This is a genomic window from Streptomyces alboflavus (assembly GCF_000716675.1).
Classification (GTDB): domain Bacteria; phylum Actinomycetota; class Actinomycetes; order Streptomycetales; family Streptomycetaceae; genus Streptomyces; species Streptomyces alboflavus.
Genome location: NZ_JNXT01000057.1, coordinates 1 through 22,851, shown reverse-complemented (window position 1 = coordinate 22,851; position 22,851 = coordinate 1). Strand labels below are relative to the sequence as shown.

The following is a 22,851-nucleotide window of genomic DNA, read 5'->3' as shown; positions in this document are numbered from 1 at the left end:
CCCCCGACGCCAGGGCCGCCGGTCGGAACCCGCGACGGCGGGGCCGCGCCCGGGAGCGGGGCCGGAGATTTCCGTGGGTCACACACGGAATTCGTTCCCCGGTGCGGATGTTGAGCCCCTTATGACCACACTCCGCCCGCTGGGCTCCTCCGACCTCGAAGTATTCCCCCTCGCCCTCGGCGGCAACGTCTTCGGCTGGACCGCGGACGAGACCCAGTCCTTCGCCGTCCTCGACGCCTACACCGCCGCGGGCGGCAACTTCATCGACACCGCCGACGTCTACTCGGCCTGGGCGCCCGGCAACAAGGGCGGCGAGTCCGAGACCGTGCTCGGCCGCTGGCTCGCCGCGCGCGGTAACCGCTCCGACGTCGTCATCGCCAGCAAGGTCGGCGCCCACCCCGACTACAAGGGCCTCGCGGCGAACACCATCAAGTCCGGCGTCGAGGAGTCGCTGCGCCGCCTCGGCACCGATTACATCGACCTCTACTACACGCACTACGACGACCCGTCCGTGCCGGTCGAGGAGTTCGTCACCGCCCTCGACGAGCTGGTGCGCTCCGGCAAGGTCCGCGCGATCGCCGCGTCCAACATCAGCGCCGAACGCCTCCAGGAGTCCCTGGACTTCTCCGACCGCGAGGGCCTGGTGCGCTACGTCGCGCTGCAGCCGCACTACAACCTGGTCTCCCGCGACACCTACGAGGGCCCGCTCCAGGAGGTCGCGTCCCGCTCGGGCCTCGCGGCCATCCCGTACTACGCGCTCGCGGCCGGCTTCCTGACCGGCAAGTACCGTCCGGGCGCCGAGGTCGACAGCGCGCGGGCGGGCGGCGCGGGCGCGCACCTGGAGACCGAGCGCGGGCAGCGCGTCCTCGCCGCCCTCGACGAGATAGCCGAGGAGCGCGGCGCCCGGCACGCCACGGTCGCCCTCGCCTGGCTCGCCGCCCAGCCGACGGTGGCGGCGCCGCTCGCCTCCGCGCGCACGGTCGAGCAGCTCCCGGCGCTCCTGGAGGTGGCCGACCTCGACCTGACCGAGGACGAGGTGGCCCGCCTCACCGCCGCTTCGGCGTGAGCGGGCGGGGCACGCGCCGGTCCGTGTGTCAGGTGCGGTAGGGGTTGTACGAGGGGTAGGTGGGGCCGGGCGTTCCGTACGGCGCGGCGCGGATGTGGGGCGGCCGGCCGTACACGGCGTACGGCATGTACGGCGGCCCGTACGCGGTGTACGGCAGCGGCACCACGACCGGCGCCGTCACCCGCGCCGCGTACGCGAGCGCCGGGCGGACCACCTCGCGGCGCTCCCACAGCGCGTCGAGCAGCTCCCGCTCCCGGACGGCGAAGTCGGCGCGGGCCCGGCCCCGGCCCGCCCGGTGCCGAAGGAGCGCCAGCGTCGTCGCGTACGTCTCGTACGCGACGACGGTCCGCCCGCCAGGGCGGCCCAGGTGGTGCGCGGCGTAGTCGCGGGCGAGGTTCCGCGCGGACATCGAGCCGAGCGCGAACGGCTCGGCCGCGGTCAGCCAGCCCGCCGCCACATAGGCGGGCAGCTCGGCGCGCACGAGCCGCAGCTCGCGCTGGCGCAGCCAGACGGCGAGCCAGCACAGCAGCCCGAACAGAGGCAGCATGAACGTGGCGTACACGACGAAGAAGCCGTACTCGCCGAAGCTCGCCGAGCCGTTCCAGAAGGCGTGCAGGCCCATGGCGAGCAGCAGCCCGGCGATGGGCAGGAGTATCCGCCGCACCGTGTGCCGCTCGCCGCTGAGGGCGGCGATCCCGAAGCCGATGCCGGTGAGCACGGTGAACAGGGGATGCGCGAACGGCGACATCACGACCCGGACGAAGAACGTCGCGGCCGTCACCGACGCGAGGCCGGTCTCGCCGCTGAGCTGGTCGGTGCCGAAGGCGTTGCCGAGATAGAGGATGTTCTCGGTGAAGGCGAAACCGGTCGCGGTGACGCCCGCTATGACGAAGCCGTCGACGACCCCGGTGAAGTCCGTTCTGCGGAAGAGGAAGACGAGCAGCACGGCCGCCGCCTTCGCGGTCTCCTCGACGATCGGGGCGATCACGGTCGCGCCTAGGGTGTCGGCGCTCGTCGGGTCGGCGGTCGCGGTGGCTATCCAGCGGGTCGCGAAACTGTTCGCGACGATCGCTATCAGCGCGGCCGCGCAGGCGCCCCAGGCGAAGGCGAACAGCAGGTTCCGCCATGGTCCGGGCGCCACCCGGTCCAGCCACCGGAACGCGGCGACGAGCAGCGGCACCGGCAGCGTGGCGAGGCCGAGGCCCACCAGGAACCCCTCGGTGCCGGTCTGCTGACGCACCAGCGCGAGGATCACCAGACCGGACAGGGCAAGCAGCGTGACCGGCGCGGCCGCCCGGATGGCCCGCCGCTGCCACCAGCGCGGATGCCGGGATCCGGGTGCTCCGGCGGGCCCGGCGGCTGCCGGGTTCGTCGGGTACGCGGGACTGGTGGCCACGGCTTTGACAGTAACGAGGGTTGCGGCGGACCGCGATGGTGCCTCGGGGCCCGGGGGCCTCAGGAGCGGGGCGGGTCCTCGGGGGCGGGCGGCCCCGCCGGGTCCTGCGGGGCGGGCTGCGGCTGCTCCGCCGGGGCGGTCCCGGGCTGCTCCGCGAGGGTGGCGGCGCGGCGGAACAGGAGGTCGTGGACGACATGTCCCTTGCGCAGGCCCTGGCCCTCGAAGCGGGTCTGCGGACGGAAGTCGGGCCGCGGCGCGTACCCGCCGTCCTCCTGCACGTTCTCGAAGTCCGGATGCGCGGTGAGCACCTCCAGCATGTGCTCCGCGTACGGCTCCCAGTCCGTCGCGCAGTGCAGCAGGCCGCCCGGCTTCAGGCGGGGTGCGAGCAGGCTCAGGAACTCCGGCTGGATCAGGCGGCGCTTGTTGTGCCGGGCCTTCGGCCACGGGTCCGGGAAGTACACGCGGACGCCGTCCAGGGCCTCCGGGGCGAGCATCTCCGTCAGCAGGATCACCGCATCGCCGTTGGCGACCCGAATGTTGGACAGCCCGTTCCGCTCCGCGAGATTCAGCAGGTTGCCCTGGCCCGGGGTGTGCACGTCCACGGCGAGGATGCGGGTGCCGGGGTCGGCGGCGGCCATCTGGGCGGTGGCCTCGCCCATGCCGAAGCCGATCTCCAGGACGACGGGGGTGCTTCGGTCGGCGTGCTCACCGCCCTGGTCGTCCGCCGCGAACAGTGCGTCCAGGTCCAGGACTTCCTTGCCGTCGATGTCCAGGCCCCACTGGGGCCAGAGCCTGCGCAGGGCGTCGCCCTGGGCGGTGGTGACGCGGCTGCGGCGCGGCGTGAAGCTGCGGATCCGCCGCTCGAACCTCGACCCGGTCGGGTCGGGCGCGGGTCCGTCGGGGAAGCGGGGGGTGCCCTTCGGGCGGGGATTCTCAGACACAGTGGGGCGATTTTACCGGGGGTGGGCCTTCGCGGGGGCGCCCCAGTCCCGCCCCTTCCCGAAACTGGGGGCTCCGCCCCCAGACCCCCGCTCCTCAAACGCCGGAGGGGCTATATCTAGCCCGTCCGGCGATTGAGGACGAGGCGCGGAGCGCCGATCAGCGGGGGTCCAGGGGGCGGCAGCCCCCGGTTTCGGGAAGGGGCGGGACTGGGGCGCACCCGCGAGGCAACCGCTCACAGCGCGTCAAGCACCCGCCGCGCCACCTCCCGCCCGATCGGCAACGACGCCGTCGCCGCGGGCGAGGGCGCGTTGAGGATGTGGACGGCACGGGGCCCCTCCCGGATGAGGAAGTCGTCGGCGAGCGACCCGTCCCGCAGCACGGCCTGCGCCCGCACCCCAGCCGCAGCGGGCAACAGATCCTCGGCCCGCACGGCGGGAAGGAGCCGCCGCACGGCGTCGGTGAAGGCCCCCTTGGACAGCGACCGCCGCAGCTCCCCGGCCCCGTACCGCCAGTGCTCCCGGGCCATCCGCCAGGCCCCCGGCCAGGCGAGCGTCCCGGCGACCTCCCGGGGCCGGACGACCGACCAGCCGTACCCCTCGCGGGCGAGCGCGGGCACCGCGTTGGGCCCGACGTGCACCCCGCCGTCGACGCCGCGCGTGAGGTGGACGCCGAGGAAGGGGAAGGCGGGGTCGGGCACGGGGTAGACGAGGCCCCGCACCAGCCCGGGCCGGGCGAGCGTGAAGTACTCGCCCCGGAAGGGCACGATGCGCATGCCGGGGTCGTCGCCGGTGAGCCGGGCGATCCGGTCGCAGTGGAGCCCGGCGCAGTTCACGAGGACCTTGCCGCGCACGACGTCCCCGGCGGCGGTGCGCACGGCGACGCCGAGGTCGGCGCGCCGGTCGATCCGCACGACCTCCGCGCCGTAGCGCACCTCGACGCCGGAGGCGCGGGCCAGCTGGGCGGCGACGGCGCCGTAGTCGCATATCCCGGTGGTGCCGACGTGGATGGCGGCGAGGCCCTCCACACACGGCTCGTACTCCGCGATCTGGGCGGGGCCCAGCTCGCGGACCGGGATGCCGTTCTCCCGGCCGCGCTGGACGAGGGCGTGCAGGCGGGGCAGCTCGGCGCGGTCGGTGGCGACGATGAGCTTGCCGGTGACCTCGTGCGGGATGCCGTACTCCGCGCAGAACTTGACCATCTCGGCGGCGCCCCGCACGGCGTACCGCGCCTTGAGGGAGCCGGGGCGGTAGTAGATCCCGCTGTGGATGACGCCGCTGTTGCGCCCGGTCTGGTGGCGGGCGGGGCCGCGCTCCTTCTCCAGGACGGTGACCCGCGTGCCGGGCGCCGCCCGGGTCAGGGCATACGCCGCCGCGAGCCCGACGATCCCACCCCCGACCACGAGCACGTCACAGTCGTACGCCACAGCACCTCGCCCCATCGCACCTCCCACCCCCGATACTGCCTTGCGCCACTGACATCCCCGCCAAACCTGCGATCGGGGAGAGCCGGAGCACGTCCGTGCCCGCGGCGGGCGATCCGGCCGCGGGCCCCGGCCCGGTGCTCCGGGCTACGCGGGAGCGACGAGCAGCGGCCGCGCCCGTTCCCGCAGCTCCACCACCCGGGGCTCGTCGCCGTACGGCTCCAGGCGGTGCAGCAGGTCCTTCACGTACTCCGTGGTCCGCGCGGACGAGATCCTTCCGGCGACCTCCACGGCTCGCACCCCCTGCTCGCAGGCGGCGTCGAGGTTGCCCGACTCCAGCTCGGCGACGGCCGACACCACGAGCCGTAAGCCGTGCGAGCGCACGAACTCCTCGGTGGGCCGCGACAGCGCCTGCTCGGTGAAGCGGCGCACCTGGCGGGGCGCCTTCAGGTCGCGGTAGCACTCGGCGGCGTCCGCGGCGAAGCGGTCGTAGCCGTAGAAGCCGAGCCAGGAGGGGTCGTTGTCGCCGTCCCTGGCGCGCTCCAGCCAGCCCTCGGCGGCCCGCAGGGCGGCCCCGGCGGCGGGCGCGTCATTGGCGCGCGCGTGCGCGCGTGCCTCCACGAGCCGGAAGAAGCTCATGGTGCGCGCGGTCGCGAGGCCCCTGTTGCGTTCGAGCGCGGCCTGCGCCAGGTCCACGCCCTCGTCCCCGAAGCCCCGGTACGTCGCCTGGAGGGACATGGATGCGAGGACGTAGCCCCCGAGGGGCACGTCGGCGGCCGCGCGGGCGAGCCGCAGCGCCTGGATGTAATACCGCTGGGCGGCCTCCTGCTGGCCGGTGTCGAAGGCCATCCAGCCGGCGAGCCGGGTCAGTTCGGCGCTGGCTCCGAAGAGGGCGCGTCCCACCTCGTCGGAGTACGAACCGAGGAGCAGGGGCGCCGCCTCGACGCGCAGGCACTCGGGGACCATGGAGGAACGCCAGTCCCCGCCGCCGTACTTGGAGTCCCAGCGGCGCGCGTCCTCGGCCGCCTCGCGCAGTTTCAGGACGTCGCTGTGGCCGACCTTCATCGGCGGTCCGCCGTCGTCCTGGTGGGCCGCGTCGGGCGCCCCGTCGAGCGAGGCGTGCGAGGCGTCACGGGCGACGGAGCTGTCGGCCGGGGTTATCAGCCAGCGGGAGGCGGGCGTGGCGTACGCGCTGACCGCGAAGGAGCCGGCCAGGGACTGCCAGATGCCGCCGCCGGTCCTGCGTCCCGCCAGGTCCAGGCGGTACAGCTCGGTGGCCGACTTCACGGCGGCGCCCACGTCGCGCGGGAAGGCGAGGCCCACCTCGGGGGCCGGGTCCGCGTCGGCGAGGCCGATCTCGTGCAGCGGCACGGGGCGGCCGAGCTTCTGCCCGATGGCGGCGGCGATGAGGTGCGGGGCGGCGCCCTGCGGCACCATGCCCTTGGACACCCAGCGCGCCACCGAGGTCTTGTCGTAACGAAGCGTCAGACCGCGTTGCGCGCCGAGGTCGTTGACTCTGCGGGCGAGTCCCGCGTTGCTGATTCCCGCGAGGGCGAGAACGGTGCCGAGCTTCTCATTCGGCCCGCGTTGCTCCCTGGACATGGCCACCCCTCGACACAGACGGCTGCCGGGCAGTGGCTTGACCGCACGGCATTCGTGCTGTGTTCCCCCGGGGGACAGCGACTGGGTGCCCGGCCCGTCGGCGTGTCGTGCGCCGCGGCCCCGATCCCCGGCCGCAAGAGCACTTGGCCGAGCCCCCAGGTATATGCCTCCGCGAAAACATCAGCACACCCAGCGTAGTTCCGCGGATCCCAAGCGTTAAGAGGCGCAGTTCCGTATGGCGAGATTGTTGTCCGTACGGGAGTGCGGGTGTGTCGCCGCGCGCTCCGGGTGTGTGGCCGTGCGCCTATGTGTGCGCTCTTCTCCGGCCATGTGGGGAGCGCTTCCATGGTGGGTGCGTGGGTCGGCCCGCTGCGCTGGAGTCAGTGGGCTGGGGGACACCGCCGCCTCCATCCCCGCGGGCGGCGGACCGGTCCGGGAGGCGCACACCGCCTCCCGGGCTGTGCGTGGATGTCGCGGCGCGCCGGGGGGCGGTCGAGCGTGTTCGGCCATGGCTGAATTGGCCGAAAATCGACCCCTCGAAAGTGGGCTCAAGCCGCCCCACGTCCCCTTGTCGGTGCCGTTGCCGCCTCAACGACCGAACGCCCAGGGCGCGTTCGCGCCGGTGTGAGCGCCGCCGCAGGCACTCCCGCGCGCCTCCTTCGTGGCAGCATGGGACCCCGGTCCCTCGGTTCCCGGGCGCACTGGTGCCGTCCTCGGCCCCCCGCCCCCGGTTTCCGTACTCGGGCGGACCAGTCGCGGATCGGTTCCGGATGCGTGCCATGCGTGCCGGATCAGTTCCTGGGCGCACTGGCCGTCCACAGCCTGTGGAGGCGGCGATGCGGTGGTTGGTGGGGTGGAGCAGTACCACCACTGGACCCCCCGTGGGCGCTGCCGCCGTCGGCACGGCGGGTGCCACCGGTGCCGACGGCGAGACGCTGCACCCCGTGGGGTCCCAACTACTCTGGGGCGACCCGGACCCGCTGTGGGCGGTGGGTGACTGGCGCGCCGACGAGGTGCGCACGGTGAAGGCCGACGACCGGACCCGCATCGCGGTGCTCGGCACCTGCGGCGCCAGCGACGAGGAGCTGCGGGTCAGCCTGTTCGCCGCGCGCGGCGGCGCCCTGCGGCACCTCACGGCCTGGCCCGGCAGTTACACCGCCGTCGTCCAGGTCGGCCGCCGCGTGATGATCGCCGGTGACCTCGCGGGCGCGCGGCCCGTGTTCTTCACCCCCTGGGCGGGCGGCACGGCCTACGCCACGGCCGCGCTGCCCCTCGCCGACCTCATCGAGGCCAACCTGGACATCGGACACCTCGCGGCGCTGCTCGCGGCCCCCGACGTCCCGGAGGCGCTCCAGGACTCCACCCCGTACCAGGACGTGCGCCGCGTGCCCCCCGGGCATGCGCTCATCCTCCGCGCGGGCGCACGGGAGATCGCCGGGTACGAACCCGTCGCCTCGCTCGCCGTCGCGGCGCCCGCGGCCGACGAGGCGGGTGCGCTCGGCGGGGTCAGGGACGCCCTCGTCGAGGCGGTACGCGCGCGTCTGCGCGCGCCACGGCACGTCCCCGGCACGGACATCGACCCCGGGCCCGTGCCCGGCATGGGGCCCGCCGAGCGGCGGGCCGCGCGCGGCATGCCCGTGCCCGGCATCGGAGCCGACCTCTCCGGAGGGCCCGCTTCGGGAACCCTCGCCCTCCTTGCCGCCGGTCTTCCCGGGATGCCCGGCACGGTCCTCGGACACGGCACCGGCGCCGGGGAGCGGCTCCTCGCCGTCACCTTCAACGACCTCGTCTCCGGCGGCCGCGAGGCCGAGCTGGAGCGCGCGGGCGCCATCGCCGCCAACCCCCGGCTGCACCACGTCGTCGTCGCGGCGGGCGAGGAGGCGCTGCCGTACGCCGACCTGGACGGGCCGCTCACCGACGAGCCGAGCGCCGTCATCGTCAGCTCCCAGCGCCACCGCGCGCGGCTCGCCGCGGGCAGCGCCGACCACTTCACCGGCTACGGCGCGCGGCAGGTCCTCGACGCCCATCCGGCGCGCCTGGCCGACCTGTTGATGGACCGCAAACGACGGCACCTGGTGCGGCCCGTCACCGCCCTCGCCAAGGCCGAGGGCTCCGTCATGGTCCCCGCGCGCGTGTACGGCGCCGCCCGCAAGCTCGCCCGTACGACGCACCGCGCGGGCGTGCAGTCGCTCGCCGACCGCCTGCTCCACCGCCACTTCGAGGAGCCCGGCGGAGCGGTGGGCGCCTCGCTCGCCGCCCTGGCCTGGGCCAGACCGGGGCCGGCCGCGCGCTGGCTGACCGGTGAGGCCCTCGCAGAAGTATCGGTTCGCCTCCAGGAGACGGCGACGCGGCCGGGACCCGGGCCCGGGCAGCGGCCCGGCGAGTTCCGCGCGCGTGCGGCGCTGTTCCGGCACGCCGCCGACCTGCGCGTCCTTGAGCAGGCCGCCGAGGTCCGCTTCCAGCGGCTGCACGCGCCGTTCCTTGACAACCAGGTCGTACGCGCGTGTCGGGCGCTGCCGGAGTCCCTGCGGGTGCGGCCCGGGGCGCGGGCCGCGATCCTGCGCAGCGTTCTCGAAGGCGCCGGGGTCACCGAGCTCCCGCCCGGCTGGGGCGCCCCCTCGCACGCCTCCGCGGCCGCCGCCGCCCGCACCGGCCTGCGGGTCGCCGTGCACGACCTCGTCGACCTCTTCGACACGCCGCTGCTCGCCCAGGCCGGGCTCGTCGAGGCCCGCGTCGTCCGCAAGGCCCTGCGGGCGGCGGCCGACGGCGAACCCCTGCCGCTCGACGGCCTCGCCGACCTCGTCTCCACCGAGATCTGGCTCCGCCGCCTCCTCTCCCGCCGCGGCACCTGCTGGACCGGCACCCCGGCCCGCCAGCGCGCCGTCCCGACGGGGTCCGTGGTGCCGCAGCGGGGGGCGCTCGGCGCGGGGCGCTAGGCGCTGTGCCTGGGAGGCGGGGTGGGGCCCCGGGGTGGCCCTTGCCTGCACCGCCGCTGCGCGGCGGATCCCTCCCACCCGCCCGCCCGTTCGCCGGAACAACCCCCCTCGGGCCGGGACATGGGCCACCCCGGCAGACTCTCCGGCCGGGTCGTGCGCACCGGTGCCACGACGGCCGGTCAGGCGTCGCGGGGCTGAGTGGGTGGCGCCTGGGCCCTGCCGCCTGCGGCCTGCCGCCTGCGGCCTGCCGCCTGCGGCCTGCCGCCTGCGGCCTGCCGCCTGCGGCCTGCCGCCTGCCGCGCGGCCCTGCGGCCCGGGCTGCCGTTGCGCCCGCAGGCAGCCGGTGCCTGCTGTCCGCCCCCTGCTGTGGGCAGCTGGTCCGCCCAGAGGGCGATGGGGGTGCCCCCTGCTCGAGCGAAGCCGAGAGTTTGGGGGAGGGTGGGCGCAGCTCAGTTCCACGGCGCCGTGACGTCGGGGGAGGGCCACGCCCCCGTGCGACGGCGCCACGACGGCAAGGGAAGGGCACCCCCACCCCGGCGGCGCCACCCCCGTGCAACCCCCGCCGCCCCGGCGAACCCCACCCCCCAGGGCGCCCCCGCCAGCAATCCCCGCGACGCGATCGCCCCCACCGGCCACAATGACCCAGTGCGGTACCAGATCCTGGGCGCCACGCAGGCGCACGACGACCACGGGGCACCCCTGCCCGTAGGGGGCCCGCGCCTGCGCTCGCTGCTCGCGGCCCTGGCCCTGAGGGCCGACCGCACGACCCCCGTCGAGACCCTCATCGACGACATCTGGGCGGACACCCCACCGGCGGACGCCCCCGCCGCCCTCCAGGCCCTCGTGGGCCGCCTCCGCAGGGCCCTCGGCCGGGACACCATCGCCTCAGGGCCCGGCGGCTACCGCCTCATCACCCCACCCGACGCAGTCGACCTGCACCGCTTCGAGCGCCTGACCCGCGAGGGCACCACCGCCCTGGCCCGCGACGACCCGGCGACAGCCGCCCGCGTCCTGCGCGAGGCCCTCGCCCTGTGGCACGGCCCGGCCCTCGCCGACCTCCCCGACCGGACGGCGGCCACCCGCCCGGAGGCGCGCCGCCAGGAGGCCACCCGCGCCCGGGTCGAGGCGGACCTGCTGCTCGGCCACGCCCCGGACGTCGTACCGGAGCTGAAGGCGCTGACCACCGACCAGCCGTACGACGAGGCCCTGCGCGCCCTCCTCATCCGCGCCCTGCGCGGCGCGGGCCGCGGCGCCGACGCCCTCGCCGCGTACGAGGACGCCCGCCGGACCCTCGCCGAGGGCCTCGGCACGGACCCGGGTCCGGAACTGCGCGCCCTGCACGCACAGTTGCTGGCCGAACCGTCGAAGCCGTCGAAGCCGGGGGAGCCGGGGGAGCCGGGGGAGCTGAGGGGGGCGGGGGAGGCGCAGGGCAAGGCGCGGGCCGACGCGCCGAACGAGGCCGCGCCCCGACCGACGCGCCCCACGGACAGCAAGCTCCCCACCGGCACCACGCCCTCCTCAACTCCCCGTCCCCCCACCGAACGTCAGGGAAATCTCCGACCCCGGCTGACTTCCTTCGTGGGGCGGGAACCGGAGCTCGGGGCCATCCGTTCGGACATGCAGAGGGCACGTCTGGTCACGCTCACGGGACCGGGCGGCTCCGGGAAGACCCGCCTCGCCGAGGAAGCCGCCGCCGGGCATCCGAGCGCGTGGCTGGCCGAGCTCGCCCCGCTCGACCGACCGGAGGCGGTGCCCGGAGCGGTCGTCAGCGCGCTCGGCCTGCGCGAGACCGCGCTGATGACCAGTGAGCTGACGATGTCGCACGGCGACCCGCTCGCCCTGCTCGTCGAGTACTGCGCCCCGCGCAGCCTGCTCCTGATCCTTGACAACTGCGAGCATGTGATCGGCGCCGCCGCCGAGTTGGCGGAGACCCTGCTCACCCGCTGCCCGGGGCTCACCATCGTCGCGACCAGCCGCGAACCCCTGGGCGTGCCGGGCGAGTGCGTGCGCCCGGTCGAGCCGCTCCCGCCCGACCCGGCGCACCGCCTGTTCGCCGAGCGGGCGGAGGCCGTGCGCCCCGGCTTCGACGCCGCCGGGGACGCGGATTCGGTGGCGGAGATCTGCCGCCGCCTCGACGGCCTGCCGCTGGCGATCGAGCTGGCCGCCGCCCGCCTGCGGCTGCTCATTCCCCGCCAGATCGCCGACCGGCTCGACGACCGCTTCCGCCTCCTGACGAGCGGCGCCCGCACGGTCCTGCCCCGCCAGCAGACCCTGCGGGCGGTCGTCGACTGGTCCTGGGACCTGCTCGACGCCGCCGAGCGCACGGTCCTGCGCGAGGTGTCCGTCTTCGCCGGCGGCTGGGACCTGGAGGCCGCCGAGGCGGTCTGCTCCGGATCGGCCGCGGACCTCGTCGGCGCGCTCGTCGACAAGTCCCTGGTCGTCGCGGACGCGTACGACGCGGCCGGGGAGGGCGGACGAGCCGACGGCGCGCGCCCGGGGATGCGCTATCGCCTCCTGGAGACCATTCACGAGTACGCGACGGAGCGCGCCGCCGAGACCCCCGAGCTGCGCGCCGAGGCCGAGCGGCGGCACAGCGCGTACTTCCGCGCGCTGGTCGAGACGGCCGAGCCGCTGCTCCGCTCCGCCGAGCAACTGCCCTGGATCCACCGCCTGGAGACCGAGCTGGACAATCTCCGCGCGGCCCTGCAGCGCTCCCTGGAGTCCCGCGACGAGGAGTCGGCCACGGCGCTGGCCCTGGGCCTCGGCTGGTTCTGGTGGCTGCGGAACTACCGCACGGAGGGCACGCAGTGGGTCGGCCGCGCCCTTGCCCTGACGCTGCCGCCGGGCACCGAGGAGTCCGGGGCGGGCCTCTCGTCGTTCACCGCGGGCGCCGCGGGCCTGGCCGCCGACCTCGCGGACGAGGACGCCCCGGCCTTCTGGCCCCGCATGAACCTGCGGATGCTGCATCTGTTCCTGACGGTGGAGTCCAGGCCCGCGGAGCTGCTCGACGGCGGCGTGGAGGAGGACTACGTCCTGCGGGTGCGGGAGGTGTTCACCCGGCCTGTGCCCGAGAGCGGCCGGTTCCCCGGCCTGGTGTGGCCGTTCACGCTCTACTCCGGCGACTCCCCGGGCTGGGGCGCGGACATCCTGCGGTATCTGGACGTGGCGGTCACCAACTGCCGCCGCTTCGGCGGCGACTGGGAGGTCGCGATCACGCTGATGTTCCGGGTGCACACGAGCGTCGACCGGCAGGGCAGCCTGGGCGGCGTCGACGACGACCTGGCGGAGCTGCGTGAGCTGAGCAGACGGGTGGGCGACCGGTGGCTGCGCGCGCAGGTGTGCAGCGCGGCGGGCGAGGCGGCGATGGCCCGCAGCCGCCACGAACAGGCCCGGCAGGAGTACGAGGAGGCGCTGCGGCTCGCCTACGAGGTCGGCGCGTACGCCGAGGCGCCCTTCCTGATCGCCCGCCTCGCGGAGATCGCCTACCGCTCGGGTGACGCCGCCCTCGCCGTGAAGGGCCTGGAGGAGGCCAACACCGCCGGTGATCAGTACGGGGTCATGGACTCCCGTGCCTTCGTCCGCCTCATGAGCGCCGAGATGGCGCTGCACGACGGCGACGTGGCGCGGGCCCGCACCCTGTGGGAGGAGTCCCGCGCGGCGTCCGAGCGCGGCACGCTGCCGCCCCAGTTCGCCGCGGGCCTCGGCGGTGTGGACGCCAGGATCACGGCGGCCGAGTCCGGTCCCGGCGCCGGGCTCGCCGTCCTCGCCGAGGTGCTGCCGGAAGCCCTGCGCAGCCGCTGTTCGGAGATGGTCGTCGCGGGCCTGGTGGACGCCGCCGCCGTGCTCAAGTCCCAGGCCGGCGACCACAACCGCGCGGCCCGCCTCCTGGCCTTCGCCGCCCACTGGCGTGGCGGGTACGAACGCCCCATGCCGGACCGGGTCGAGGCCGAGCGCGCGGCCGCGTCGGCCCGCGCGGCGCTGGGGGACGCGGCCTATGAGCGGGAGAGCACCGCGGGCCGCGAGATGACGATGACCGAGGCTCAGGAGAACCTGGCGGCCACGTCCGACTGACCCGCGCCATCACTCCGCCGTCGGCTCGCCCACCGCGCACTCCGCTGTCGGCTCGCCCACCGCGCACCCCGACGTCGGCTCACCGACCGCGTCGCCGCACTGACTGCACCGCCGTCCGGCACCTCGGGTGCGAGCGCCCCCTCAGCCACCCAGCTGCTGCCGTAGCCACCCAGTTGCTGCCGTAGCCACGCAGCTGCTGCCGTCGGCTCAGATGCAGGACAGCCGTGACTGCGCCCAGTCCGCCAGGGCCGTCGACGAGAACGGCGTGTGGGGCTCGACGACCAGGCGGATCGTCTTGCGGCCGGTCAGGCCGACCCGCACGGGCACCGCCGCGTCGCCGCCCTTGATCATCGGGGAGCGCCACAGCGGCACCCCGTCGCCGTACACGGAGAAGCGCACCTTGCCCAGGCCCATCGTCATGTCGTCCACGCCGACGAGCGCCTCGTAGGCGGAGCACTTGCGGTTCAGGTCGATGGTGACCGAGGAGCGGCCGTGGACGGTGACGCCGTGGCCGTAGTGCTTGTCGGCGATGGACATGCCCCAGCGCTGCCACACCCAACTGCTCTCGCCGAGCCGCATCTCGGGCTTGGTGCCGTCGCCGTTGAGGCCGTACTCCAGCTGGTTCCACTGGAACACCCGCGGCGCGGGCGGCGGCGGTGGCGGGGGTGGCGGCTTCGGCGTCGGCTTGGGCGGTGTGGGCGTCGGCTTGGGCGGCGGGGGCGGCTTGGGCTTGGGCTTCTCCGGGGGCGGCTTCGGCTTCGGGGTCGGCTTCGGCGTCGGCTTGGGGGTGGGTTTCGGCGTCGGCTTCGGCGGTGGGGGCGGCTTGGGCTTCGGAGCGGGGGGCTCCGGCTTGGGCTCGGGCTTGGGGGGCGGCGGCGGATCGCGCGGTACGACGGGCGCGGAGACCGGCGCCTTCGCCTTCGGCGGGTCCTCCTTGGGCTTGGGGTCACCGGCGAGCGCGATGGCCACGGCGACTCCGGCCGCGACCACGACACCCGCCGCGATCCCGGCCTTCGCGGGCGCGCCGAGCCCCTCGGACGCTGCCGCGCCCCCGGCCCCGGCCGAACCGGCCCCGCCCGCCGCGGCCCCGGCGGCCCCCGCCGCACCCGCGCCCGCGACGCCGCCGCCGACGAGGGCGGCGACCTTCGCGTACCCGGCGGCACCGAACCAGCCGATGACGGCGATCGGCACGACGGCAGGGATGCTGCTCGCGACTTCCTTGATCTGCCCGGCGGCGACCCGGCAGTCCGCGCACTCCTCCAGATGCTTGCGCAGTCCGCGCTCGGCACGGGTGCGCAGACCGCCGCGGGCGTAGGCGCCGAGCCGGTCGGCGTAGCGCGCGCACTCCTCGCTCTCGGTGCGCGTGGCGCTCACATGGGCCTGGAGGTAGGCCTGCTTGAGGCCTTCGCGGGCGCGGCTCGCGAGCACGCGGGTGCCGTTGGCGTCCAGGCCGAAGAGGGTGGCGACCTCGCTCGGGGACTCGTCCTCGACCTCCGTGTGCCACAGGACGGCCTGCCAGCGCTCGGGCAGGCTGCGGAACGCCTGCATGGCCAGAGACTGCTCGGCCTCGTGCATGGCGCGCACGTCCGCACCGAGGTCCGTCCCCGCTCCGAAGGAACCCAGGGACCCCGTGTCGTCGGAGACTTCGGAGCCCCGGGCGGCCTGCGCGGCGAAGACCGCGAAGTCGTCGACCAGTTGCTCCCGTTTCGCGGACTTCGTCCATCCGGCCGCGACGCGCCGGACCGTGGTCAGGAGATAGGCGCGCACCGCGTGCTCGGGGCCGGACCCCGAGCGCACGGCTCCCAGCATCCGGGCGAACACTTCGGCGGTGAGGTCGTCGGCGGTGTGGGCGTCGCGGCAGCAGGTGCGGGCGTAGCGGCGTACCGATTCGGCATGTCTGCGGTACAGCTCGGCGTAGGCGGAGTCGTCGCCCGCGCGCATGCGCTCGATGAGGTCGGCGTCGGACGGCGGGACGTCGGGGCCGGTGCGGGGAGGGGGCAGCACGGACTCCGTGCCCCCGGCGGAACCGGGGCCTGCGCCGCCGGCGGGCTCACCGGACGGAGGGCCGCCTCCCGGAGCTCCCTCCGAGCCGCGCTCCCGCTGCGTCGGCACACTGGGATCGGGCCCGGCCGCCCCGGCCGCACCGGAGCCACCGCGCGCGGGACCTCCCGCGGCGTCGGAGCCCCCGGTCCCACCACTGCCACCGGGACCGCCTTGGTTCGGCACCTGCCGGGGAGGAAGCCCGCTCGACTCACCCCCACCGGGGGTGGGCTCGTCCCGCCCGTCAACACTCATCGCGGAACGCCTCCGCATGCACACTCGGACCCGAACACCGGGCAAGAGTGCCACACGGCCGCGCTCCATCGAATAGCGAAGACGAGCAACCACCCGTCCGGGGCGAGTTCCCGCAATGGAGCACTAGCGTTCACTCATTCGGGGAATGCTCAACTCCCGTGCACAGTACGGGAGTTGAGCATTCTGGGCGCGTCAGGGCTCGTCAGGGCCCGAATGTCCCACGTGAACGGCTATGCGGGCCGGGACCGAAGCCCCTCGAGCAGGATGTCGAGCAGCCGCGACGAGGCCGCCGCCTGCTGCGCGGCGTCCGGCAGCGAGGGCGCCGCCGTGGCTATCACGAGCAGCACGTCCGACACGGTCACGTCCGCGCGCAGCTCACCGGCCGCCCGCGCCCGCTCCACGAGCCGGCCGACGACCTCGAGCAGCGCCGCCGCTCCGGCGTCGTCACTCTCCACCGCCGGCGCCGGCCGCTGCTCCACGAGCCGCAGATCGGGCGCGGACAGCGACGTCACCTGCCGCTGCTGCGGCACCCGGGCCTCCGCCGAGCCGACCGTCCCGGCGGGGCTCGCCGCTCCCGTCGCACCCGCGGTGGCCTCGACGCCCTCGGCGTCCGTCTGCACCCGCAGCACCTGCGGCGGCAGCAGCCGCCCCGCGCCCGAAGCCACCGACGTCCGCAGGAAGCGCGAGAGCGCCGACCACGGCTCGTCCTCCTGGCCGAGCGCCGCCCGGGCCTGTTCCGTCAGCCGGGAGGTCTCCTCCTCGGCTATCCGTCGCACCAGTACGTCCTTGCTGGGGAAGCGGCGATAGACCGTGCCCACACCGACGCGGGCGCGGCGAGCCACGTCCTCCATCGGCGCGCCGTACCCCAGCTCTCCGAATACCTCACGCGCCGCGCGCAGCACGTGTTCGAGATTCCGCTGCGCGTCCACGCGCAGTGGTGTCGAACGCGCTCCGTCTGCCAGATCGCGGCTGTTTCCGCCGGTGGCGACGGCAGCTGCCGACGCGGTCGCGGAAGTCCAGTGAGAGTCCTGAATGTGCATATACGTTCCCCCGGTAATGACGTCTCCCCCCGGAGACACTCCCCGCCATCGATGACCGGCGTGCGGGCGAAGCTCCTCCACGAGTCCGGCAAACCGGACCCGACGAGCGCATCCCCCGACACCCCGACGTCACACGAACATAGTTGAGCCAGAGTCAATTCAGAAGAGGTGGGTTCCGCACAGAGAGCCCCCCGATCGGAGTACGCACCGTTTCCCACCCGATTGCCCCCCACGACACCACCCGGCCGGCACCCTCTGACCTGCGCACATTCCATCAGCCCCGGCGGCCGGGCGGCGCGGCCCCGACGGCGACTTCCTGTCATACAAATTGTCGAGCCTGTGGACAAACACGAAGTGCGGGTGCGTCATGGGATGGTGACGGAACCTGTGCGCATTCTCGTTGTCGGTGGTGGCTACGTCGGGATGTACACCGCGCTGCACCTCCAGCGGAAACTGAAGCCGGAGCTCAAGCGGGGCGCGGTGGAGATCGTCGTGATCTCGCCGGATCCCTATATGACGTATCAGCCGTTCCTGCCCGAGGCGGCGGCCGGTTCGATCTCACCGCGCCACGTCGTCGTACCGCTGCGCCGTGTTCTCGACAAATGCCGGGTGATCGTCGGCGAGGTGCGCTCCGTCGACCACGCCAAGCGCACCGCGTCGTTCACCACGCTCGCCACCGTGGAGGAGGGCGCGGGACCCCTCGACATCACGTACGACGAACTGGTCCTCGCGCCCGGCTCGATCTCCCGCACCCTGCCGGTCCCCGGCCTCGCCGACTACGGCATCGGCTTCAAGACCGTCGAGGAGGCCATCGGGCTGCGCAACCACGTCATCGAGCAGATGGACATCGCCTCCTCCACCCGCGACCCCGCCGTCCGCGACGCCGCCCTGACCTTCGTCTTCGTGGGCGGCGGTTACGCGGGCGTGGAGGCACTCGGCGAGCTGGAGGACATGGCCCGCTACGCCGCGCGGTACTACCACAACGTCAAGGCCGAGGACATGAAGTGGATCCTCGTCGAGGCGTCCGGGCGGATCCTGCCCGAGGTCGGCGCGGAGATGGGCAAGTACACGGTCAGCCAGCTGCGCAAACGCAATATCGACGTACGCCTGGAGACCCGCCTGGACTCCTGCGAGGACCGGGTCGCCGTGCTCGACGACGGCGCCCGCTTCCCCACCCGCACCGTCGTGTGGACCGCGGGCGTCAAACCGCACCCCCTGCTCGCCGCCACCGACCTGCCCCTGACCGACCGCGGCCGCCTGAAGTGCACCGCCGAGCTGGCCGTCGACGGCGCGCCGCACGCGTGGGGCGCGGGCGACGCCGCCGCCGTCCCCGACGTCACCGCAGACGAGCCCGGCAAGGAGTGCGCGCCCAACGCGCAGCACGCCGTGCGCCAGGCCAAGGTCCTCGGCGACAACATCGCCGCGAGCGTGCGCAAGCAGCCCCTCAAGGAGTACGCGCACAAGTACGTCGGCTCGGTGGCGTCCCTGGGGCTGCACAAAGGCGTCGCACACGTCTACGGACGCAAGCTGAAGGGCTACCCTGCCTGGTTCATGCACCGCGTCTACCACCTCAGCCGGGTGCCCACCCTCAACCGCAAGTCCCGCGTGCTCGCCGAATGGATCCTGTCCGGCCTGTTCAAACGCGAGATCGTCTCCCTGGGGTCGCTCGAGCACCCGCGTGCGGAGTTCGAACTCGCAGCCGGGGGCGAGCGCCCGAAGGAGTCCCGATGACACCCGAGACCTCCGACAGGAACTCCCCGGGCGGGTCCGGCGTCTGACGGATGTCAGTCCCGTCGGCCAGACTGGACGTGTGACCATGATGGGCGGGCACACCCACGACGGGCACACCCAAGAGAAATCGTCCGCTCCACGCCATGCTGTGTCTTCCCGGGAGGCGGCGCCGACAGCCGCCGCGCCACCGGCCGGACCCCCGGCCGCTCACCCCCGCCCGATCCAGAAGCGACACCACGAGGCCTACCGCAGTGAACTTCACGCGCTGGAGCGCCCGGCTCCCCGGAACACAGCGCCGCGCCGCGGCGCGCACCAAAGCCGGCGGTTCCCCGGCACAGCTGGGCGAGAGCTCCGTCCCCGCGGCCCGGGCCGAGCGCCTCGCGGACGCGCGGAGCCTCGCGGACACGCCCGCCGGGGTCGACGAACTCCCGGCCCGTGAGGTCCTCGACCGCATCCCGGCCCTCGTCGCCCTCGTGCACGGTCCGGACCACCGCATCGCGTACGTCAACGACGCGTACACCACGGCGTTCGGCGCTCGCCCCGTGGGCGCCCCCGCGCGCGAGGCGCTGCCCGAGCTGGACGAGGTCGGCCTGCTTCCGCTCCTGGACCAGGTCCTGCGCAGCGCCAAGCCGCGCACGGTCAAGTCCCGCAAGGCGCCCGGCGGCCGGTCCTACACCTTCACGTGCACGCCGGTGTCGCTGTCGCTCGGCGGTCCCGCGGGCGACGGCTCCGGCGGTGTGCTCGTCTTCGCCGCCGACGTCACCGACCACGCAGAGGCCGCCGAACGCCTGCGTGCCAGCGAGCGCACCCAGCGCGAGACGGCCGTGACGCTGCAACGCTCACTGCTGCCCCAGGAGTTGGAGCAGCCCGACGACCTGCGCATCGCCGCCACGTACCAACCGGGCGGAACGGACGCGGCGGTCGGCGGCGACTGGTACGACGTGATCACCCTCGGCGGCGGCCGCACCGCCCTGGTCATCGGCGACGTCATGGGCCGCGGGGTGCGCGCGGCGGCCGTCATGGGCCAGCTGCGCACGGCCGTGCGCGCGTACGCCCGCCTCGACCTGCCGCCGCACGAGGTGCTTCAGCTCCTCGACGGCCTCGCCTCGGAGATCGACGCCAGCCAGATCGCGACGTGTGTGTACGCGGTGCACGACCCGAACGAGGGCAGCCTCGCGTACGCCTCGGCGGGCCATCTGCCGATCCTCGTGCGGGACGAGAACGGCACGATCCACCGCGCGGACGAGCCGACGGGCCCGCCGCTGGGCACCGGCGGCTGGCTGCACGCCTCCGGCTCCCTGCCGCTCGGCCCCGGCTCCACGGCCGTGCTCTACACCGACGGCCTGGTCGAGCGCCGCAGCGAGGACATCGACGAGGGCGTCGCCGCCCTGGAGCGCGCCCTGGCCGGGGCGACCGGCACGCCCCAGGTGGTGTGCGACCGCCTGATCCGCGCCCTGGGCGTGACCGCCGACCACGACGACGACGTGGCGGTCCTCGTCCTGCAGCAGCCCGCCCGCACGGGTGTGCACGCGGACCTGTTCCGCAACGCCGCCCTGGAGCTCCTCGGCGGGGTGGAGGCCGCGCCCCGCGCGCGGGCCTTCGCCACCGGCGTCCTCGCCAGTTGGCGTTTCCCGCCCGAGCTGCACGACCTGGGCGTCCTCGCGGCCAGCGAGCTCGTCGCGAACTCCCTGCAGCACGGCACCCCGCCGATGCGGCTTCGGCTGCGCCGCACCGACCGCCGCCTGATCATCGAGGTCACCGACGGCGACGACCACCTGCCGCGCCGCCGCCGCGCCGAGCCCGCCGACGAGGCGGGCCGGGGCATCGCCATCGTCGCCACGATCGCCTCGAACTGGGGCTCACGGCGCACGCCCGGGGGCGGCAAGGCGGTCTGGTGCGAGTTCGCGCTCCCGCGGACCTAGCCCGCGCTTCCGCGGACCCCACTCCTAGGAGTGGGCGGTCACGGCCTCCGGGGCGTCCGGAGCGCCCTGCGCCACCACGCGGCTCTTCTGCAGGTGCGGGTGGTTCTGCGCCGGGCTGAGGTGCCGGCCGAGGCGCAGCCCGAGCACCGTGATGCCGAGCGAGAAAAGCAGGAACGTCACGATGTACGGAGCGTGCAGCGTGGCGCCCATGGGCCCGCCCACGGCCGGGCCGACCGCGAGCGCGAGCTGCTTGACCAGCGCGAAAGCGGAGTTGTACCGCCCGACCATGGACTCCGGCGCGAGGTCGGCGACCAGCGGCGCGACGGTCGGCGCGAGCATCGTCTCGCCGATCCCGAAGAGCGCGTACGTCGAGATGAACGCGGCGGTCGCCATGGCCTGGCTGCCGTGCCCGAGCCCTGCGTACCCGGCGGCTATCCAGGCCACGGCCCAGATGAGGCCGACGGCGGCGATCACCTGCGAGCGCTTGCGGCGCTCGACGAACCGCAGCACCGCGAACTGTGCGATCACGATGGCGCCGGTGTTGGCGGCCAGGGCGATGCCGAGCGTGGACGGGGATATCCCCGCGGCCTCGACGCCGTACGCCGAGAGGCCCGACTCGAACTGGCCGTAGCAGGCGAAGAACAGCACGAAGCCGAGGACGCACAGCTGCAGCATCACGCGGTTGCGGAATACGTCCCTGATGGTGCCGCCGGCCTGGGGGGTGGCGTCGGCGATGCGCGCCGAGCGGGGTATCCGGGCCGTCAGCATGATGCCGATGAGCACCAGGAAGATCACGGTCTCGATGGCGAAGAGCAGCGTGAAGTCACTGGGCCGCTCGTGCTTCACGATCTGGCCGCCGATGAGGCCGCCGATGCCGAGGCCCAGGTTCTGCAGGAAGAACTGCGTGGCGAAGGCGCGGGAGCGGGTGCCCGGTGTGGAGCACTCCACGATCATCGTGGCGAGCGCCGGCTGCATCACGGCCTGACCGGCGCCGAGCGCACCGGCCGAGAGCAGCACGAACGGCGCGCTGGAGGACAGGCCCAGGCTGAGCGCGCCGACTGCGGCGGTGGACAGGGCGACGACGAGCACGGGCAGGGGCCCGCGCCGGTCGATCGCGCGGCCCGAGAAGGGCAGCACGATCAGCGCGGCCACGGCGAACGCGGCGAGCACGAGGCCCGCGGTCACCGCGCCCAGGTCCCGGACCTGCGCCACGTACACGTACAAGAAGGGGACGGTAAAACCCAGACCGAACGCACTCAGCGCGTTGCCCACGTGGATCCGGCCCATCGCAGCGCCCATCGCCTTGTTCACTTTCACCTGCCTTAGGACTGAAGACTTCGAAGCTAAAGTTAGGAGCTAAACAATACACACCGAAGGACTTCGACGGCAAGCGACCCCGTGCCATACTGCGGCCATGGGCGATACCCCCGGCCCCACAGAGCCGACACTCGAAGAGCAGATCGCCGCCTACCAGCGGGAGTTCCAGGGCCTCGACCCCCAGGTCGAGAAGATCGTCTCGGCCCTCGGCCGCCTCAACCGCCGTATGAACGTCGCCTACGGCCGCCAGACCGCGACGCTCGGCATCAGCAACGCCGAGTGGGAGGTCCTCAAGGCCCTGGTCCTGTCCGGCGCCCCGTACCAAATGGGACCCGGCGACCTGGCCAAGCGCCTCGGCCTCACGCCCGCCGCGATGACCCACCGGATCGACCGCATGGTCAGCGAAGGCCTCGTCACCCGCGAGCGCGACGAGAACAACCGGGTGCGCGTCATCGTCGAGCTGACCGCGGAGGGCAGGGAGAAGTGGCTGGAGGCGATGCGCCTCGCCACGGTCTTCGAGGACGACCTCCTCCAGGACCTCACCCCCGTGGAGCGCGGCGTACTCGGCGAGGTCCTCACGCGACTCCTGCGCCGGGTCGAGCACGCCCAGCCGGACGCGGGCGGCCGCCTCACCGACCTCGACTGACCCTCGGCTCCCTCTCTACAGAGGGGTGCTGAGCCTCCGACCGGCGCAGGTTGACAGTCGTCTGCCCGATCCGTAAGGTACTTCGGGTTGCCGCCGAGCTGTAACGGTTCTGCGACAGCAACTCCCGCCGCTCACGCGGCCACTCAAACCACCTGCACGATCTCCCTCCGGGGATGATTTCGGCACGCCCGAATTCATTTCCCTGATCTTGTCGCGGCCGGAAACGGCCCGATTAGGAACTGCCGGGAGAATCCGCTAAAGTTTGAGACGTCGGAACGGCCCAACAGCCGCGAGGGCAAACCCGGTTGACTGGGAATCAGGCCCGAAAGGATCTGATAGAGTCAACACCGCCGGAAGGCCGAAAGGCCGGAAAGCACCGAGGAAATCGGATCGGAACGGGAAGCCGGAAAGATCTGATAGAGTCGGAAACGCAAGAACAAAAGAAACACCGAAGGGAAGCGCCCGGA

The 22,851-nt window shown here is 74.0% G+C and carries 13 protein-coding genes; 6 read left to right on the top strand and 7 right to left on the bottom strand.

The window, feature by feature from the left end; all coding sequences use genetic code 11:
* Nucleotides 1–121 precede the first annotated feature (121 nt).
* Nucleotides 122–1,066, top strand: coding sequence for an aldo/keto reductase (locus OO63_RS32380; protein WP_030362715.1), 945 nt, complete (start codon nucleotides 122–124; stop codon nucleotides 1,064–1,066).
* A gap of 28 nt (nucleotides 1,067–1,094) precedes the next feature.
* On the opposite strand, the gene OO63_RS32375 is transcribed toward OO63_RS32380, so the two are convergent.
* The 4 genes from OO63_RS32375 to OO63_RS32360 form a co-directional block, all read right to left on the bottom strand.
* Nucleotides 1,095–2,462, bottom strand: a complete 1,368-nt coding sequence (locus OO63_RS32375) for a PrsW family intramembrane metalloprotease (RefSeq protein ID WP_030362714.1) — start codon at nucleotides 2,460–2,462, stop codon at nucleotides 1,095–1,097.
* Between the two features lie 59 nt (nucleotides 2,463–2,521).
* Nucleotides 2,522–3,403: a tRNA (guanosine(46)-N7)-methyltransferase TrmB gene (trmB, locus tag OO63_RS32370; protein ID WP_078619499.1), complete on the bottom strand. Its 882-nt coding sequence runs from the start codon at nucleotides 3,401–3,403 to the stop codon at nucleotides 2,522–2,524.
* A 233-nt stretch (nucleotides 3,404–3,636) separates the two neighbouring features.
* Entirely contained in the window at nucleotides 3,637–4,842 is a 1,206-nt protein-coding gene (gene lhgO / locus OO63_RS32365) for an L-2-hydroxyglutarate oxidase (protein ID WP_030362712.1), read from the bottom strand.
* A 129-nt stretch (nucleotides 4,843–4,971) separates the two neighbouring features.
* The gene (locus OO63_RS32360; RefSeq protein WP_030362711.1) at nucleotides 4,972–6,426 is read right to left on the bottom strand and encodes an NsdA family TPR-like regulatory protein; all 1,455 of its coding nucleotides are present in this window, start codon (nucleotides 6,424–6,426) and stop codon (nucleotides 4,972–4,974) included.
* An 836-nt stretch (nucleotides 6,427–7,262) separates the two neighbouring features.
* Between OO63_RS32360 and OO63_RS32355 the strand changes: the two genes are divergently transcribed.
* A complete protein-coding gene (locus OO63_RS32355; protein ID WP_030362710.1) occupies nucleotides 7,263–9,362 on the top strand; it encodes an asparagine synthase-related protein in 2,100 nt (699 codons plus the stop codon).
* A gap of 645 nt (nucleotides 9,363–10,007) precedes the next feature.
* Nucleotides 10,008–13,433, top strand: coding sequence for an AfsR/SARP family transcriptional regulator (locus tag OO63_RS32350; RefSeq protein WP_030362709.1), 3,426 nt, complete (start codon nucleotides 10,008–10,010; stop codon nucleotides 13,431–13,433).
* 207 nt (nucleotides 13,434–13,640) lie between these two features.
* Here the strand turns inward: OO63_RS32350 and OO63_RS32345 are convergent, their stop codons facing one another.
* Both OO63_RS32345 and OO63_RS32340 read right to left on the bottom strand, forming a co-directional pair.
* On the bottom strand, nucleotides 13,641–15,728 hold the full coding sequence (locus OO63_RS32345; RefSeq protein WP_030362708.1) for a sigma-70 family RNA polymerase sigma factor: 2,088 nt from the start codon (nucleotides 15,726–15,728) through the stop codon (nucleotides 13,641–13,643).
* Nucleotides 15,729–15,958: 230 nt separating this feature from the next.
* The gene (locus tag OO63_RS32340; RefSeq protein ID WP_030362707.1) at nucleotides 15,959–16,768 is read right to left on the bottom strand and encodes a TetR/AcrR family transcriptional regulator; all 810 of its coding nucleotides are present in this window, start codon (nucleotides 16,766–16,768) and stop codon (nucleotides 15,959–15,961) included.
* A gap of 372 nt (nucleotides 16,769–17,140) precedes the next feature.
* Here OO63_RS32340 and OO63_RS32335 point away from each other — a divergent pair, with 372 nt between their 5' ends.
* Together OO63_RS32335 and OO63_RS32330 are read left to right on the top strand one after the other, a co-directional pair.
* Complete coding sequence (locus tag OO63_RS32335) at nucleotides 17,141–18,499, top strand: NAD(P)/FAD-dependent oxidoreductase (protein WP_030362706.1); 1,359 nt, start codon at nucleotides 17,141–17,143, stop codon at nucleotides 18,497–18,499.
* A 251-nt stretch (nucleotides 18,500–18,750) separates the two neighbouring features.
* The gene (locus OO63_RS32330; protein WP_030362705.1) at nucleotides 18,751–20,421 is read left to right on the top strand and encodes an ATP-binding SpoIIE family protein phosphatase; all 1,671 of its coding nucleotides are present in this window, start codon (nucleotides 18,751–18,753) and stop codon (nucleotides 20,419–20,421) included.
* A gap of 24 nt (nucleotides 20,422–20,445) precedes the next feature.
* Here OO63_RS32330 and OO63_RS32325 read toward each other — a convergent pair whose 3' ends face one another.
* On the bottom strand, nucleotides 20,446–21,720 hold the full coding sequence (locus OO63_RS32325) for an MFS transporter (RefSeq protein ID WP_030362704.1): 1,275 nt from the start codon (nucleotides 21,718–21,720) through the stop codon (nucleotides 20,446–20,448).
* 115 nt (nucleotides 21,721–21,835) lie between these two features.
* Between OO63_RS32325 and OO63_RS32320 the strand changes: the two genes are divergently transcribed.
* Nucleotides 21,836–22,384: a MarR family winged helix-turn-helix transcriptional regulator gene (locus OO63_RS32320; protein ID WP_030362703.1), complete on the top strand. Its 549-nt coding sequence runs from the start codon at nucleotides 21,836–21,838 to the stop codon at nucleotides 22,382–22,384.
* The last annotated feature ends 467 nt before the right edge of the window (nucleotides 22,385–22,851 follow it).

Excerpts from the sequence above, each read along its gene's own strand:
- OO63_RS32355 (WP_030362710.1), top strand. The coding sequence starts at position 7,263 with ATGCGGTGGTTGGTGGGGTGGAGCAGTACCACCACTGGACCCCCCGTG.
- OO63_RS32320 (WP_030362703.1), top strand. The coding sequence starts at position 21,836 with ATGGGCGATACCCCCGGCCCCACAGAGCCGACACTCGAAGAGCAGATC.
- OO63_RS32345 (WP_030362708.1), bottom strand. The coding sequence starts at position 15,728 with ATGAGTGTTGACGGGCGGGACGAGCCCACCCCCGGTGGGGGTGAGTCG.
- lhgO (WP_030362712.1), bottom strand. The coding sequence starts at position 4,842 with ATGGGGCGAGGTGCTGTGGCGTACGACTGTGACGTGCTCGTGGTCGGG.
- OO63_RS32340 (WP_030362707.1), bottom strand. The coding sequence starts at position 16,768 with ATGCACATTCAGGACTCTCACTGGACTTCCGCGACCGCGTCGGCAGCT.
- OO63_RS32325 (WP_030362704.1), bottom strand. The coding sequence starts at position 21,720 with ATGGGCGCTGCGATGGGCCGGATCCACGTGGGCAACGCGCTGAGTGCG.
- OO63_RS32380 (WP_030362715.1), top strand. The coding sequence starts at position 122 with ATGACCACACTCCGCCCGCTGGGCTCCTCCGACCTCGAAGTATTCCCC.
- OO63_RS32360 (WP_030362711.1), bottom strand. The coding sequence starts at position 6,426 with ATGTCCAGGGAGCAACGCGGGCCGAATGAGAAGCTCGGCACCGTTCTC.
- OO63_RS32335 (WP_030362706.1), top strand. The coding sequence starts at position 17,141 with ATGGTGACGGAACCTGTGCGCATTCTCGTTGTCGGTGGTGGCTACGTC.